Raw genomic sequence first — 16,164 nt, 5'->3', positions numbered from 1 at the left:
GGACCTTTGCCGTAACCATGCTTCTCGCCGGAATCGCGGTTAGCACCTTTCTGTCATCGATAATTTCATTTATGATGCTTCTCAGCGATCATAAACTTGCAAACATAGTATTCTGGATGATGGGGGGTTTTAACCTGATCTCATGGAAGGAAGTGCTGATATCCACACCGGTTATTATCGGCGGTACATTCTTTATGTATCTTTTCGCCAGGGACCTCAATGCCATTGCGCAAAGCGTATTCGCGGATTGAATACGTCAACAATCGGGTATTCGTTCATACAGCAGTATTTATATCCCAGGTCTTCTGCACTCGCTTTCTCATGCCACTTTGCATTTGCGGGCTATCCGATATAGATAAAGGAACTCCCCCCCTTCACTGGAAATCATGCCCACAATCCCTACAACAGCCGGGTTTACAGGCTCTATAAATGTCATTACAGCTATGGTTAAAGTCAAAGCAACCAGATTAATTACTTTACCTTTGCTGATAAAATGAGTCATGTGTTTTCGCATCAATATGCCCCAGTAAAATTCCCGCGCAATCATAATGACAGGAAGCACAGTCATTAATCTAAGAACATCTATGCACATAACACTTATTTCTGCGGTTGCCCCTATTATATTTCTAATAACGTAATACCCTATACCGGTAAAAGACATAATTGCAATAAAGGAAGATAGAATAATCCCCAGATACGCCGCAAATATTCTCACTGATTTAAGATTATTGTTGCAGCTGTTTCGTATGAAATTTAATGGGACTTGATGGAACACCATTGTAGGGCTTAGAAATATCATTCCAACGGCCCATGCCACCGAATACGCTGAGATAGCTATCTCAGGACTGTCTGTCCTGGCCAGCCCCATGTTAATTATAGGTATCGCCAAGTTTCTGATAAAGGAGGTAACTGCCAGAGGCCAAAAAAATCTAAGTATTATCCTATCCGTGATTTCCTTACGGTCAATAATTCCGTAGTCTGTCCGAAACATTTCTGTTTTCTCAGAAATATTTCCAATAGCCACTCTAACCCCCAGGAACATGGTTATGCATTCTGTAGATACGCTGCTCAACAGCATAAACCCTGCTATAACGGCCGGTATCAGTATTAGTTTGTCCATAACTAGGATCATTATGGTTATAGAGGCAATCCTCATCACTGTGGCAACAGTAATCAGGGAAGTTTTCCTAAACAGTATGGATATGCCCTGGTTAAAATCCCTTATTGATACTGCAACAGGAGCAAAGATCATTATTCTGAGGATAATCACAGATGCGTCCAGCGTCTTGCCTTCTATGCCTATAACATGTTCAAATACCCAACTCGCCAGGTCCGAGAATGCGAAAAAAACAAAGAATAAAAATAATAATGCAACAACCGTAACAATAAATCTTCTTACTTTATAATAGCTCTTAATACCATCAATCATGACTGTGACCGTTTGTCTTACCATTGTTAACGGGCTTTGGACAAATATCATAACACCCTTTGCAACTTCAAAGGCTGATATATATATTTCCGGAGACTGTAATCTTGCCAGCCCTGCATTAATTAATGGATATATTATAACAATAGAGAATTCTGAAATCATGAGCGGCATAAAAAATGCTAACTGTTCGGATATGGAAACCTGGGCTTCTTTGTACTTTGCATTGTTTACTGATGAAGTGCCTATATATATCAACCCTCCCTCTAAATTTTTTAGGTAAAACGTGCTCTTTCGCACAACCCACCAGACGTTTACAAGAAAGATTTAAGAGAACCAACATTCCAGCCCGGCATTTACTCAACATTGGTTCTCTTAAATCTAAGCTAGTATTTACCTTGAGACATAATAGTCGTAGATTTTTTTCGAGAGAGTTGCTATAAAGTCAAATCCCCTTACATTGATTGCATAATCGTCCTCTGGTCCGTTCGAATAAATGGCCAATATATAATCTCCTTTTTCGGTGAAAACTATACCTGCATCATTTGCAACTCCAGCTATGGAGCCGGTTTTATGAGCTGCTTTTACATTTTTGGGGAAATATCTGGGAATCCGCCAGTTTGTCTGGCATCTCTTCATTATATCCAGCATTTCATCACATGCCTGTTCATTAAGGATGCGCTTGTTGTAAATCAGATCAAATATCTTAACCATATCGGCCGGTGAAGTTACATCATTGTCTTCATAATCGGTAAAACATTTAGCATTTTTGTCAAACTCCAAATTCGTAAGTTTCTCTGCTATAGTCTCCTGATCATCTGTTGGCTTAATGCCTATGGCATCGTTCAACAGTTCTTTACATGACATCATTACTCTGGTATTTTTAAGGCCGAGAGACTTTATTGTTTTATTTACATTTTCCTTGCCAACAATTTTCAATACGATATCTGTGGCTACATTATCACTTATTATCATCATTAATGTGGCATAATCCTTGAGTGTCAGCGCCATCCCTGGTTTGAGTTCCTTTAATACGCCCGAACCGAATGTAATATCTTCCTCTTTGACCTCATATCTCTTGTCAAGATTCAGCTTTCCGCTGATAACCTGATTATAAAATTCTACCAGTACAGGCACCTTAAAAGTGCTGGCAGCAAGGACTCTCTCATCTCCGTTATAATAATATTCCTCACCGCTTTTTAAATCTTTAAATCCCACTCCCACCTGTCCTTCGATTAGCTTCACTTCATTTTCAATAATTTGTGCTATCTTTTTCATATCGGTAGTAAACCTCCTTAGAGATAACATGTTTAAACCCATATCAGCGTTATTGAATAACGCTGATATGAGTTTTTTACTGCCACAGTATTAGTTTACACGCCTTGTATCTCTATTTAAGCCCCCATAGTTTTAATGAATACTATTATACTTACTATCATTGCAGCAAAACCTTCACCAACCATCAATCCGGAAGCTGTTGACAGGTGCTTTTCTTCGGCTTCGCTTCCGTACTTTTTCCTCACATATAACCTGGCCAGTCCGCCAAGAAGCATTGCCACAGCAGCCCCTATAGGCAGGAACATTGCTATTCCGGCAGTTAACGTCGGAAGTGCAAAGAAAGTGGATACGGCACCTATCACTGCTGCAATTAGCAAGGGAACATAATCAATTACGCTTCCTCCACCTGCTAGAGACTCAGCCACTCCTTTCCATGCAAAACCCATGGGGAATGGAGCCTGAGGGCTTCCAATACCATGTGCTCCTATAATTACATAAGCTGCAAAAACCCCTGTCAGCAAACCGGGAAGTATCCCTATAAACTGACCTATTATTTGCGTTCTGGGAGTTGCTCCTACAAGGTAACCAGTTTTCAAGTCCTGCATAACGTCTGTTGCCAGTCCTGATGCTGTCATCATAAATGCTCCCACTAGCAGTATTTTAATAGGATCTTTCAATCCTATTGCAGCTATAATACCTAGAGTAGCCCATCCGATCAGTGTACCCGGATTTAGACCTGTTTCTCCTACACACCTTGTTAGTACGAAGATGGCAAAGAAAATAAGCACCAGGGAAGCAATGGTAATAACCACCGGGACCTCAAAAGCCACAAAGTAGTAGATGCATGCGAGAGCACCAACAATACCTCCTCCCCACAGCACATACTTAAGAGGCACATCTTTTTCTTCCTTAACCGCTTTGATATTAGCAAGTGTCTTGAATGCACGCACGAATGTCTTGTACTTGAGTATCATGGGCATCAGTGAACCACCCAGGATTAATCCCACTGCGGGGGAAGTTACCCAAGTTTTCAGGGGACCCGGGTCAACCTGTGGATTTGGAAATACTCCCATATGGAACCCTACAGGTCCTATTACCCACCACATTACCGCACCACCTACGAAGAACATGATGGCCGGGCGTATTCCTATTATATATCCCAGGGCTACCATCAGAGGGTATATGGCTATATTGAATACAAAACCTTCGGGGAGGTATTTTGTAAAATCTATATAAAACGGAATTAGATGCAGCTGGTCTCTCACAAGAACAACCACTGCTGCTATAACCGCAGTGATAGCCAATAGTTTTGCCCTTTTGCTGGCTTCTTCCCCGCTTTCGTCACAGACTTTTAGAGTTTCCGCGCAGGCTATACCTGCAGGGAATGCCAGTTGTTCTTCAACTATCAATGCTCTTCTGAATACTACCACATATAGTACACCCATAACTGAACCTAAGGTAAGCACTATTACTGCTGTCATGAAATCAAAAGCCATTCCCAGCAGCATAGCTGCCACATATGCGTTGAATATGCCGACAGGTGCCACGCCACCAGCAGACGATATTGTCTGTACTATGTTACCTTCCAAAATTGTAGGCCTGTTTTTCCCTATGGAAAGAATGGCATATCCCAGTACCGCTGCTACTACAGAACCGCCCCAGTAAACACCGGTTAGGGCACCGCTGTACACGTTTAAAACCCCGAGTATACCTGATAAAATGATACTAAGAACTATTGTCCTTATTGTCATCTCTGGTACCTTTACCTTTGCTTGATCATGTTCTGACATGTAATCTGCCTCCTTTTTAGAAAATTTACCACTAGCTCGCATTACAGCCAAGAATGATAATAAACAATTGCTGTCCTAACTCTTAACTCCTCTTACTACTTTATAAACCACCAATCATCTTGTGTTAAGATATCCTATGCCGTCTATAAAGCCCCCCCTTTTTTGATTATTTACCTGTATTTATAAGGTAAAATTTATAAATACATTATCTATCAGCCCTGACAACCTTTCCCGCAGCAGTACCTGTATACTGGTTGTCCTTCAGTGCTACTCTTCCGTTCACAATTACATATTTGATACCCAGGTTTGTCCCATCGTGGTTCAAATAATCAGCCCTGTCAATTATTGTATTAGGGTCGAATATAACAAGGTCTGCATCCATTCCTTCCTTTATCAATCCTTTGGTCTTTAACCCCAGTTTTAGAGCCGGGAGAGAGGTCATCTTCCTTATGGCCTCTTCAAGCCTTAATACTTTCTTCTCCCTCACATACCTTCCCAGCACCCTGGGGAATGTACCTGTACACCTTGGATGCGCCTTTACGCCAGGACCGGCAAGTATACCATCGGTAGCAATCATCGTATAAGGGTGTCCCATAATCCTTTCAATATCTTCATCATCTGCCATAAAATATGCAGCAAGAGCAGCACCCTCATTTTCAACCAGTACGGTAAACAGGGTTTCGAATGGATCAACGCCTTTCTCATCCGCATATTCCTTTATGCTTTTACCCTCAGCTTCGGGGGTCTGCTTTGCTGATAGCACTAATATACTGTCCATGCCGCAGTGTAGTACAAAATTCTCCCATTTGCTGCTGTCATCCATAATATCTTTCTTGATGCTCTCCCAGTTCTCTCTATCCTTCAGGTTTTCAATCAGCTTTTGCACACCTCCTACATGGTACTGAGGAGGTATTGACGCACTGAGCAGTGAAGACCCGGCTTTATAGGGGTACTGGTCTAGGGATACCTCTATACCTTCCCGGTTTGCACGGTCAATCAGTTCCAGTGTCTCTACAGACTTACCCCAGTTTCTCTTTCCTGCAACCTTGTGGTGGGATATTATTACCGGTGTTCCTGCCTGTCTCCCTATGTCAATAGCCTCGGAAACCGCATTCAACACATCGTAGGACTCATTCCTTATGTGGCTTGCATAAACCCCTCCGTACTCAGCCACAACTTTGCAGAGCTCAACCAGTTCATCCTTCGGGGTGTATACACCGGGGGGATATATAAGCCCTGTGGACATGCCGACAGCACCGCTTTCCATGGCTTCCCTTACTAGATCCTTCATCCTCCGCATCTCTTCTTTTGTTGCCCTGCGGTTTTCAAAACCCATAACAGCTATACGTATAGTCCCCTGACCTACGTAAAAGGCTACGTTTGGTCCGAGCTTTAACTTATTAATTTCATTAAGGTAATTTTCAAATGTGGTGAAATCTTTCCAGTTTTCCGGCGGGTTAATACCTGCCCCCAGACCTGACATATACTTCTTTAAATATTCGAAATGCTCATTCGATACAGGAGCACAGGAAATTCCGCAGTTGCCTGAAACGTCAGTTGTTATACCCTGCGCTATTTTGGGATATATTGAGCTGTCATTGAACATATATAAATCCGAATGGGCATGCTCGTCAATAAACCCCGGCGACAGCACGAAGTCCTGACCGTCAATTACCGTAGCAGCTTCTGCATCTTTTATGCTGCCTATATAATCAATCTTTCCATCTGCAATACCTACATCCGATTTGTACCACGGATTACCCGTACCGTCTATTACCTTTACATTCTTAATCAGAATGTCAAATTCCGCCATACTGCATATCTCCTTTCTTTCTATTCATGCAGTCAGGATATTACATGCGGCAGACATGTAATTTCCGGGATATCTACTTCATCCTTATTACCTTACCCGCCAGTTCTCCGGTGTGTGTACCCTTGTCCACCACCAGCTTACCGTTTACAATTACATAATCTATTCCATCAGGATAATTCCTGGTTTCAACATAATTCTCATTGGTCTTAAAGCCTTCTCGGTCAAATATCACTATGTCCGCACATGCACCTTCTTTTATAACTCCTCTATCGGTGATGCCCAGCCATTCTGCAGGAAACCCTGTAATCCTTCTTATGGTATCCTCTATCCTACCCTCTCCATAGGTTGTGATATATCTCGGGAATGCGCAGTAAGTATTGGGATGCGGTAGCAAGCACGGAATTTCCGTATCCAGTCCCCACACACCTTTATCATCAAACGCAAAGGAGTCAGTGCAAACCATGGACCTGGGATGTTTCAAGAATACCTTAACCCACTCTTCGTTCATGAATTCCCTTTTGCCTTTTATAAAGGGATCTTCGATTATTATATCGATGAACAGGTCAAGGGCGTCCTTGTTTTTATCCTCTGCAATCTGGGATAGGGTCTTTCCTTCGTAATCCTTGTTCTTGGAGCCGAGTATTATTATCTCTCTATCCCAGTCGGGGCTAACTTTTGGATTTATTGCATACCATCTGCCGCTTATGATAAATTCTTTTATATGTTCTCTTAAATCCTGTGCAAGGAGATTCTTCGCAAACTGCTCCACAGATCCGGCCTGGTTTAACCAGGGTGCGAAATAGGTTATAAAATACACAGCAGTCCCTATACCCCCGCTTGTATTGGGTATAACATCAAAAGCTACATCTACTCCTTCCTTTACAGCCTGGTCAATAACATCCAGGGTAGCCTGAGCCGATGCCCTTTCCAGAGCAGCTGCAGGCTCAGGGTATATCTCATAGCCAGATGCAAGATGGGATATTTGTACCTTAATATTAGCCCTTTTGCCTACCTCAAGGGCTTCTTCTATGCCTTTTATCTTCTTGGGCCTTTTGGGTGTGCCCTTCCTAACCCCTGTTCGCCTCCAGTGAGTTGCATACATACCGCCGTATTCTTTGACGACCTTTGCAAGTTTAACAATCTCTTCCGTATTGGCATAAGCACCCGGTGCATAGTCAAGGCCGGTAGACATACCGAAGGCACCGCTTTCCATAGCCTCTCGTATATACTTCGCCATTTTTTCTATCTCTTCGTCGGTTGCCTGCCTGCTGCTGTCCATACCCATCACCTGGGCCCTTATTTGACCATGTCCAACAAGTGGGACAAAGTTAATGGATGCACCCCTCTCATCTACACAGTCCAGAAACTCTTTAAAGGTACTCCATTTGATGTCAACACCGAACTTTTTCTTAATTACCTCTTTAGCCTTTTCCGCCGGCTGTATTGCATCCTGATAGAAAATATAGGGCTGGATTTCATCCCAGAAATCGAACTCCCAGAACTGCATGAGCCAGTAACCTTCCAGCGGTGCAGGCGATATTCCGCAGTTTCCCCCAACCATTGTGGTAATCCCCTGTTTAATACTGCTCTCCGCTTTAGGGAACATCAAAATGGTCATCTCTCCATGGGAATGCATATCTATAAATCCGGGAGACACAATTAGACCTTCACCATCAATCGCTCTTTCAGCACTGCAATCATCCAGTTTTCCGATTTTGACTATTTTCCCGTCTTTGATACCTATATCGTCCTTGTACATGTCTTTACCCGTACCATCTACTATACTGCCGTTTTTTATGATAATATCCAGCTTTTCACCCATCACCGGCCCTCCTTTATTAATGAAGATAATCTATATAGCCCAATATACTGGCCTGCGCTATAGAAAAACATCCGGATGTTTTAACAGCAAGGACGCCTTTTACCTTGAAACTCTGATAACCTTACCAGAAACAGCGCCCGTATACTTATTGCATCGAACAGCGATTTTACCATTAACAATTACATACTCCATGCCCTGGTTTTTTAAATATGGCTTCACATAATCGGCCCTATCAATTACCGTGTCGGGATTGAATATAACCAGGTCTGCATCAAACCCCTCTTTGACCAGCCCCTTTGTCTTCAATCCTGCTTTTAGAGACGGGAGAGAGGTCATCTTCCTTATGGCCTCTTCAAGCCTTAATACTTTCTTTTCCCTCACATACCTTCCCAGCACCTTGGGAAATGTGCCTATACAACGCGGATGACGGCTTACGCCGGAAACAATAAGGTTACCGTCGGTACCTACCATAGTATAAGGATGCTGCATAATCCACTCAATATCGCTGTCATCCATCATGAAATACGCTGCGGAAGCCGACCCTTCCGTTGCTACCAGTATGTCGAACAACGCGTCGAATACATCCATACCTTCATTCTCTGCATATTCCAGTACTGTCTTACCCTCGGCATCGGGGGCTCCCTTTGCAGTAAGCACCAGTATACCGTCAAACCCGCAGTTAAGAACCATATTTTCCCACTGCCTCTCAGGGTCCAATATTATATCCTTAATCTTGGTACGGATATCTGTATCTTTAAGTCTTTCAACCAGCTTTTCGGTTCCACCTTCATGGAATTCCGGAGGTATTGTCGCATTCAGGCCGGAAGACCCGGCTTTATAGGGGTACTGGTCTAGGGATACCTCTATACCTTCCCGGTTTGCACGGTCAATCAGTTCCAGTGTCTCTACAGACTTACCCCAGTTTCTCTTTCCTGCAACCTTGTGGTGGGATATTATTACCGGTGTTCCTGCCTGTCTCCCTATGTCAATAGCCTCGGAAACCGCATTCAACACATCGTAGGACTCATTCCTTATGTGGCTTGCATAAACCCCTCCGTACTCAGCCACAACTTTGCAGAGCTCAACCAGTTCATCCTTCGGGGTGTATACACCGGGGGGATATATAAGCCCTGTGGACATGCCGACAGCACCGCTTTCCATGGCTTCCCTTACTAGATCCTTCATCCTCCGCATCTCTTCTTTTGTTGCCCTGCGGTTTTCAAAACCCATAACAGCTATACGTATAGTCCCCTGACCTACGTAAAAGGCTACGTTTGGTCCGAGCTTTAACTTATTAATTTCATTAAGGTAATTTTCAAATGTGGTGAAATCTTTCCAGTTTTCCGGCGGGTTAATACCTGCCCCCAGACCTGACATATACTTCTTTAAATATTCGAAATGCTCATTCGATACAGGAGCACAGGAAATTCCGCAGTTGCCTGAAACGTCAGTTGTTATACCCTGCGCTATTTTGGGATATATTGAGCTGTCATTGAACATATATAAATCCGAATGGGCATGCTCGTCAATAAACCCCGGCGACAGCACGAAGTCCTGACCGTCAATTACCGTAGCAGCTTCTGCATCTTTTATGCTGCCTATATAATCAATCTTTCCATCTGCAATACCTACATCCGATTTGTACCACGGATTACCCGTACCGTCTATTACCTTTACATTCTTAATCAGAAGGTCAAATCTTTTCATCTCTCACTGCTCCCTTTATCAATTTCTGTAAAACACTTTAAACAAAAGTTTTTCTGCCCAATTGGTAATTGAACCATAATCAGGTAGAAAAGCTTTTGTTAAAAATATATTTCTGTTCTTCAATGCATTAAAGTTATACGTAATGCAGAAATAGAATGTGATACTGATGATATTTTTGTGATATATATGTAAATAATATTAAATATTTAATTTATATTTTATTATTATTTTATTAAAATTTTATTCCAATGATAATAGAATGTCAACTATATTTTAAAAAATTTGTCAATAATGAAAATTTGTCAATGACTTGCGAAAATGTCACCCTAAAAACTAATTAATCTGTGAAAATATCACTATGGAGAAGGTACGATATCTAATAACCAAAAAAGAATTAACAAGACTTTATGTCATCAAATCCTTAATTGAGGGTAGGATGACTACCAGGGATGCTGTAGAGGTTTTTAAGTGTTACACAGCAAAATATTTCACCCCATAAAAGTCAAATTATTTACACCCAGAAATGGGTAATAATTTGCATAATGCGTCAGATTAAACAATCTGCACCTTGAAAATTAGATAAAAAAGTCACATTACACTACCCTTACAGGCAAGAAAAAAGGCCTTCTCCCCTGGAAAAAGAGAAGACACGTCCAAAAATCAAGCAGTAATATTAAGCTCTGTCTGTGCCTGGAATACCACTTCCGTATCAATAGACCTTAATTTTTCATTTGCATCCAATATCAGGCACACCCTCGCCAGGGAATTAAGAGGCCTAATACAGCCATTGGTACTGGAATACATAAGCTCTAGAGCACTGTCAGTAAATATAGGTTCATGACACCCCGCAATCTTAAGCCGGGATAGAACATACTCCCTGGTTTCATCCTTAGTAAGTCCCTTCAAACAGTAATTAACTGTTATACGCTGCCTGAGTGCCTCGTGGGGCTGCCTGCTTAATTGAGTAATAAAAGGCGTCTGGCCAGATAATATAAGTATCGCATAATCCTTTGAATCAATGTCAAAGTTAATTTGTCCCGGTGCCACCAACCCTTCCCATTCAAGGATCTGGATTATTTTTGCCACACTGCGTCCGGGGACCTCACGCCTCAGTAGAATAGCTTGTTCCAGCACATTGGATGGAATAGCATCCTCCGTTCTGGCTTGCCCTCTGCCTTTTGGTTTTAATCCCTCAAATCCATCTGCCTGATATTGTGCCAGGTACCTTGGTAGAGTTCGTTCCGACACTCCGGATTGATCGCAAATACGGGCCTTGATCTGCTTCGCTTTAGCAGGATCGAGTCCCTCTTCCAGTAATGGTGAAATCAGTTGTACCCGCTGTGCTGCGATCGCTTCTGCCTTCTTATTGTCTCTCATGTTGACCCCCTCCTGTATAAATTTTAGGTTCAACATGAGTCTAACACTCCACACCTTAAGACAAAAACGCAAAACCTGTTTTTAAACATGATTTTTTTACTGAAGCAAGGTTAAATAATAGATTCCCTGATAATCGAAAGGGTCTTGTGATAGTGGTCTTCCAGAATGTCTTTCACCTTATCTATGGCTTTTTCTTCAATACACTGATAAATCTTCAAATGTATATTATATGTTAACAATTTGAATTTTTCGATTGTCTGGTCATTTACCTGGTGTAAGAAGTAATTGAAGTACCTCAAAGTCTTCGAATTAATATTTGTCATTATCTCCCTAAGCTCGTTATTCATACAGGAATCCACTAAAACCTTATTATACCTGTCGTTAATCCGCATAAGGCCGGGAATATCAGTGACCTTCATATATATTTCTTTGTTGCTTACCAATTCTCTAAGCTTTTGCTTCAGTTCTTCATTCATTTTTTCTATGGATATGCAAATGACTATATCAAGTAAGTATGTTTTAACTTCCAATACCTCTTTAAAGCTGTTGATATCGATTTGAGAGACACAGGTGATGCCTCTTGGTATAATGTTTACTAGGTTTTCAGACTGTAGTTTTATCAAGGCTTCCCTAATGGGTGTTCTGCTCACCCCGTACTCCTCTTTCAAGTGGTCTTCAGACAATATTTCTCCGGGTTTATAACGCAGGCTTATTATCCCTTCTTTTAAGTCTTCATAAATTTTATCCTTCAAATCAGAATTGCTGCTCTTTTTACTCATCAATTTTCCTCCACCATAAAAAAATTTGTTAGCTGCTCAAGTATTATATAAAAATATTACTAAAATATCAAGTATATGCGAACAAAAGCCATCAAAATAATCATAGATGGTGGATAATATTCGATTATGTTAAATCTTCCGTGACTAAAATCTTTTTTTCGTGTAAAGTAACTCTCCCTAATCCTGATTCAACAAACTTTGATTCTGAATCATAAGCTATACTCCAAGTATCATCACCAGTAAAAATATCAACTAACTTTGTTTCATTCTTCCAGCAATACAGCCCGCATGGCATTGTGTATATCCGTCTATTACTTCAAGTTCCGGAGGTAGTTCCTTCTGTCCATCCCGGCTTGCCTCTTTGATTTTTTTCTCAACAAAATTGTATTGACACTCGGGATTCTGGCAGCGATATCCATAACTCTTGGCTCGTAAGGCACTGTTAAAGGTAATAATATTCTTTCTCCATACTGTATGAGTGTAACCAAAACGGAAACAAAAATAATCCGGACGAACAAAAACAACCAAAATAAGTTGAATTTAGCTAAGCCGGGAAGACACCCGGCTTTTCATAATAACCTTTGCACGCTTATCCTGAATTCTCTATCCCTAATCTTAACACAGTAATTAAAAAATTTGTCCTTACTCCTTAGATAATCCTCAAGCCTTTTTAAGAGTTCTTCCCTTTCCCTGAAAAGGGCTTGTGCCTCTTCTACGCTAACCCTTGTAAAGGAAACCCTGTCCCCGGGTTTTAACTGGGCAAGCAATGGGATATCTACAGATATTACATTGGCTATTTTTGTATATCCTCCTGTAGTCTGGCGGTCTCGCATCATTATTATCGGTCGGCCGTGTCCCGGTACCTGTATTGCACCTAGCGCTATGCCATCCGAGATAATATCCGGACCGGATGAGTGCTTTATTGCTGGACCTTCCAGCCTGTAGCCCATCCTGTCGCACTGGTTGGTAACAGCATATTTGGAGTTTAAAAACTTCTCGATTTCTTCCGGCGGAAAGCAGTCGTCTTGCGGACCCATGACAAGCCTTACATTAACATCACCGCTGTACTGCGGCAGGAATTCGTCAGGTACCCTGATGCTCCCTTCAAAGTTAATATGTCCCTTATCTCCGCTTTCCAAAACATCCCCTTTTACGAGTTTCCTTCCGTTGTACCCGCCGATTTCAGCCTTTATATAAGTAGATTTGCTGCCCATAACTTCGGGTACGCTTACACCGCCTTCAAGAGCCATATAGGCCCGGCATCCTTTTTTGACAGCAGTAAAAACTATCATATCACCGTCTTCCACTACCACCGACTGCCAGGGCTCCAGTGGCCTTCCATTCAGCTTTGCTCCAAGGTCTGCTCCCGTTACGGCTACCCTGCCTCTCCCCTCAAACCTTGTGGAAAAACCGGAGTATGTGATCTCCAGCCCTGCTTCACCCCTTGGATTGCCTACCAGCAGATTAGCTGCCTGCAGGGCATAATCATCCATGGCCCCTGCCACTGGCATCCCGAATTGCTGGTACCCATAACGCCCCAAATCCTGTACTGTTGTGAGAAACCCGGGATTTTCTACAACCATTTTAAAAGTCATCGTCCTCACCTTCTTCCAGCGGATAAGTCCTGGCGCAGTATCTACTTTCTTCAACTTCCGCCTCAATTCGCTTGAATTCTTCAACCTCAACCGGTACAAACCTTATGTAGTTGCCCGCCTTCAGCAAAACAGGTTCTTTTCTTCCGGGGTCAAAAAGCTTTAGGGGTGTCCGGCCAATAATCCTCCAACCTCCCGGACTGTTAATCGGATATATACCGGTCTGCTTTCCCGCTATGCCGACGCTTCCTGCAGTAATCCTTTCCCTGGGAACTTCAAGCCTGGGGGCAGCTATCCTCTCTGACATGCCTCCAAGGTAGGGAAAACCCGGTGTAAAACCCAACATGTATATCAAGTAGTTTGTACTGCAGTGTATTTGTACAACGTCCTCCACAGTCACACCATTATGCGAAGCAACAAACTCAATATCCGGCCCGTATTCTCCACCATAAACGGTCGGTATCTCTGTTACCATTGCAGGGGGTATGTCTGTTTTCCCCCTCTGACTTTCCAGGTATTTCAACCTTTCTATCAAGCTGCTGTAATCCAGCAGCATGGGGTCATATACCACCATTATTGAACGGTAGGTTGGCACCGTTTCTACGATGCCTTTAATATTTTCATTTTCCAGCATATATGCTATTTCCCTTATCCTGCTGTTAATAGCCGGGCTAATCTCGTTTCCCAGTTCCATAATCAGGGCGCTATCGCCTGCAGGAAAATATCTTGCATTTTGGCACATAAGCCATCACCTCTGATTCAATGACTTGAGTTCTACCCCTGCCTTCAAAAGAGCATCCCTTATGCTTGCGGCAAACACTACAGCTTCCTTGTTATCGCCATGTATGCATATGGTATCTGCCTTAATCTCAATGTCATTACCATCCAAAGACTGTACTCTTCCTTCAGATACCATCCTAAGTACCCTTTTAATTACAAGCTCACTATCGTGTATTACTGCGCCCGGCGTGCCCCTTGGAACCAGGGCTCCCTCGCTTGTGTAGGCCCTATCTGCAAAAACTTCGCTTGCAGTAGCCAGGCCTACATCCTGCCCTGCCTTTATCAGCTGGGACCCTGCCAGACCCATCAGTATAAGTTCGCTGTCAACCGAATAAACGCCCTCGGCTATTGCCCTTGCCAGCCTGTAATCCTTGGCTGTCATGTTGTAAAGTGCGCCGTGGGGTTTTACATGCTGCATTTTCCCGCCACAAGCTTTTATAAAGCCGTTCAGGGCACCTACCTGGTAAATTATATAAGCTCTTGCTTCTTCCGGGGTCACGCTCATATTGCGCCTACCGAACCCCATAAGGTCCGGAAAGCCGGGATGCGCCCCTACAGCAACACCGTTCTCCAAGGCCGTTTTTACCGTCTTTTCCATTACAAGGGGGTCGCCTGCGTGAAACCCGCATGCAATATTGGCTGAAGTGACATACTTCAAAACTTCTTCATCGTTCCCTATTTTGTAGCTGCCAAAACTTTCTCCCAGATCGCTGTTGATGTCTACCCTTGCCACCTGCAACACCTCCATTTTAATTAATACATAAATAACATGCACAACGTATATTTCCAAATTTTGCTCCTCCATATCCATTATCTAATAATTGGTTTTAATATTCAATAATAGGGGAGCAGTAATAGCCGATAAGAAACCCGCCGATAACAATCCTATTGCAAAGAACCATTTAGCCCATGAACCCAGCAATGGTTCCAGCTGAACTGGCATTTCTCCGGCATTCGCAGGTTTGAAACCTGTACCGTGGAAAGCGGCAGCTGCCGTAATAATTATTGCTGCTGAAATGATACCTCCCATGCCTATTGAAAGTATTGTATCCAGCCTAGAATTTGGGAGTTCCCTGGCATCTCCCCATTTTTCCTGTACAGCCAAAGGGTGGAGGTAAAGATTCTATGTCTTATTGCGCCAAAATAAGGTTGCTTGTTAGGCTAAATTTCAAGTTCCTCTTCCCTGATGTCTGTTATGAACATATGTCCCGGAGAATGGGTAATCATCAGTTCAGGTTTAACCTTCATTGCAACAGCCTGGGGAGTAACCCCGCAGGCCCAGAAAACCGGTATCTCACCTTTTTTTATTGTTACCCTGTCCCCGAAATCGGGCTTGTCTATATCTTTAATCCCAATTTCCTCTGGGGCTCCTACGTGAACAGGAGTTCCGTGAACTGCAGGATACCTGGAAGTACACCTAACGGCTTCGGGGATTAATCTCCCTGGAATGGGTCTCATGCTTACTACCATGGGTCCCTGGAATATCCCGCCTTTCATGCATTCAATATTGGTTATGTACATGGGAACGTTACACCCTTCCTCTATATGCCGTACAGGGATGCCTGCTTTTTGAAGCCCTTTCTCGAAGGTGAAACTGCAGCCCAGCAAAAACGCAACCAAATCTTCCCTCCAGTAGCTCAGAATATCCGTAGGTTCGTCTACAAGTTCTCCCTTTTTATAAACCCTGTACAGGGGAATATCCGTCCTTATGTCTGCCCCCGGTGCTGCTTTTTTTGGGTCCGGGTTCCCGGCTTCGGTTATGTCAAGCACCGGGCAGGGCTTCGGATTTCGCTGTACAAA

At 42.9% G+C, this 16,164-nt stretch carries 14 protein-coding genes; 1 reads left to right on the top strand and 13 read right to left on the bottom strand.

The genetic code is table 11. The annotated features are described in order from the left end of the window. On the top strand, positions 1 to 251 hold a 251-nt coding region (locus HPY74_15080; GenBank protein ID NSW91966.1), incomplete at its 5' end, for an iron chelate uptake ABC transporter family permease subunit. 68 nt (positions 252 to 319) lie between these two features. On the opposite strand, the gene HPY74_15075 is transcribed toward HPY74_15080, so the two are convergent. The 13 genes from HPY74_15075 to HPY74_15015 form a co-directional block, all read right to left on the bottom strand. Further along, on the bottom strand, positions 320 to 1,684 hold the full coding sequence (locus tag HPY74_15075; protein NSW91965.1) for a hypothetical protein: 1,365 nt from the start codon (positions 1,682 to 1,684) through the stop codon (positions 320 to 322). A gap of 135 nt (positions 1,685 to 1,819) precedes the next feature. After that, entirely contained in the window at positions 1,820 to 2,704 is an 885-nt protein-coding gene (locus HPY74_15070; protein ID NSW91964.1) for a serine hydrolase, read from the bottom strand. A 116-nt stretch (positions 2,705 to 2,820) separates the two neighbouring features. Then, complete coding sequence (locus tag HPY74_15065; GenBank protein ID NSW91963.1) at positions 2,821 to 4,494, bottom strand: OPT/YSL family transporter; 1,674 nt, start codon at positions 4,492 to 4,494, stop codon at positions 2,821 to 2,823. Between the two features lie 205 nt (positions 4,495 to 4,699). Next, on the bottom strand, positions 4,700 to 6,307 hold the full coding sequence (locus tag HPY74_15060) for a D-aminoacylase (GenBank protein NSW91962.1): 1,608 nt from the start codon (positions 6,305 to 6,307) through the stop codon (positions 4,700 to 4,702). Positions 6,308 to 6,380: 73 nt separating this feature from the next. Further along, complete coding sequence (locus HPY74_15055) at positions 6,381 to 8,129, bottom strand: D-aminoacylase (protein ID NSW91961.1); 1,749 nt, start codon at positions 8,127 to 8,129, stop codon at positions 6,381 to 6,383. A 99-nt stretch (positions 8,130 to 8,228) separates the two neighbouring features. Next, positions 8,229 to 9,836 carry a D-aminoacylase gene (locus HPY74_15050; GenBank protein ID NSW91960.1) on the bottom strand — a complete coding sequence of 536 codons (1,608 nt, stop codon included), beginning with the start codon at positions 9,834 to 9,836 and terminating at the stop codon, positions 8,229 to 8,231. A gap of 660 nt (positions 9,837 to 10,496) precedes the next feature. After that, entirely contained in the window at positions 10,497 to 11,213 is a 717-nt protein-coding gene (locus HPY74_15045) for a hypothetical protein (protein ID NSW91959.1), read from the bottom strand. 110 nt (positions 11,214 to 11,323) lie between these two features. Continuing rightward, positions 11,324 to 11,992, bottom strand: coding sequence for a GntR family transcriptional regulator (locus tag HPY74_15040; GenBank protein NSW91958.1), 669 nt, complete (start codon positions 11,990 to 11,992; stop codon positions 11,324 to 11,326). A 569-nt stretch (positions 11,993 to 12,561) separates the two neighbouring features. Continuing rightward, on the bottom strand, positions 12,562 to 13,587 hold the full coding sequence (locus HPY74_15035) for a biotin-dependent carboxyltransferase (GenBank protein NSW91957.1): 1,026 nt from the start codon (positions 13,585 to 13,587) through the stop codon (positions 12,562 to 12,564). Then, positions 13,577 to 14,326, bottom strand: coding sequence for a 5-oxoprolinase subunit PxpB (pxpB, locus tag HPY74_15030; protein ID NSW91956.1), 750 nt, complete (start codon positions 14,324 to 14,326; stop codon positions 13,577 to 13,579). Before pxpB ends, HPY74_15035 begins: the two co-directional genes overlap by 11 nt. Positions 14,327 to 14,332: 6 nt before the next feature. After that, complete coding sequence (locus HPY74_15025) at positions 14,333 to 15,097, bottom strand: LamB/YcsF family protein (protein ID NSW91955.1); 765 nt, start codon at positions 15,095 to 15,097, stop codon at positions 14,333 to 14,335. Positions 15,098 to 15,178: 81 nt separating this feature from the next. Further along, positions 15,179 to 15,469, bottom strand: coding sequence for a divalent metal cation transporter (locus HPY74_15020; protein ID NSW91954.1), 291 nt, complete (start codon positions 15,467 to 15,469; stop codon positions 15,179 to 15,181). A gap of 56 nt (positions 15,470 to 15,525) precedes the next feature. Further along, positions 15,526 to 16,164 (bottom strand): putative hydro-lyase (locus HPY74_15015; GenBank protein ID NSW91953.1); only part of this gene is annotated, 639 nt, incomplete at its 5' end.

This window comes from Bacillota bacterium (assembly GCA_013314855.1).
Classification (GTDB): domain Bacteria; phylum Bacillota; class Clostridia; order Acetivibrionales; family DUMC01; genus Ch48.
Note: the sequence above shows the minus strand (reverse complement) of the source record. Positions and strands in the feature narration are given on the sequence as shown.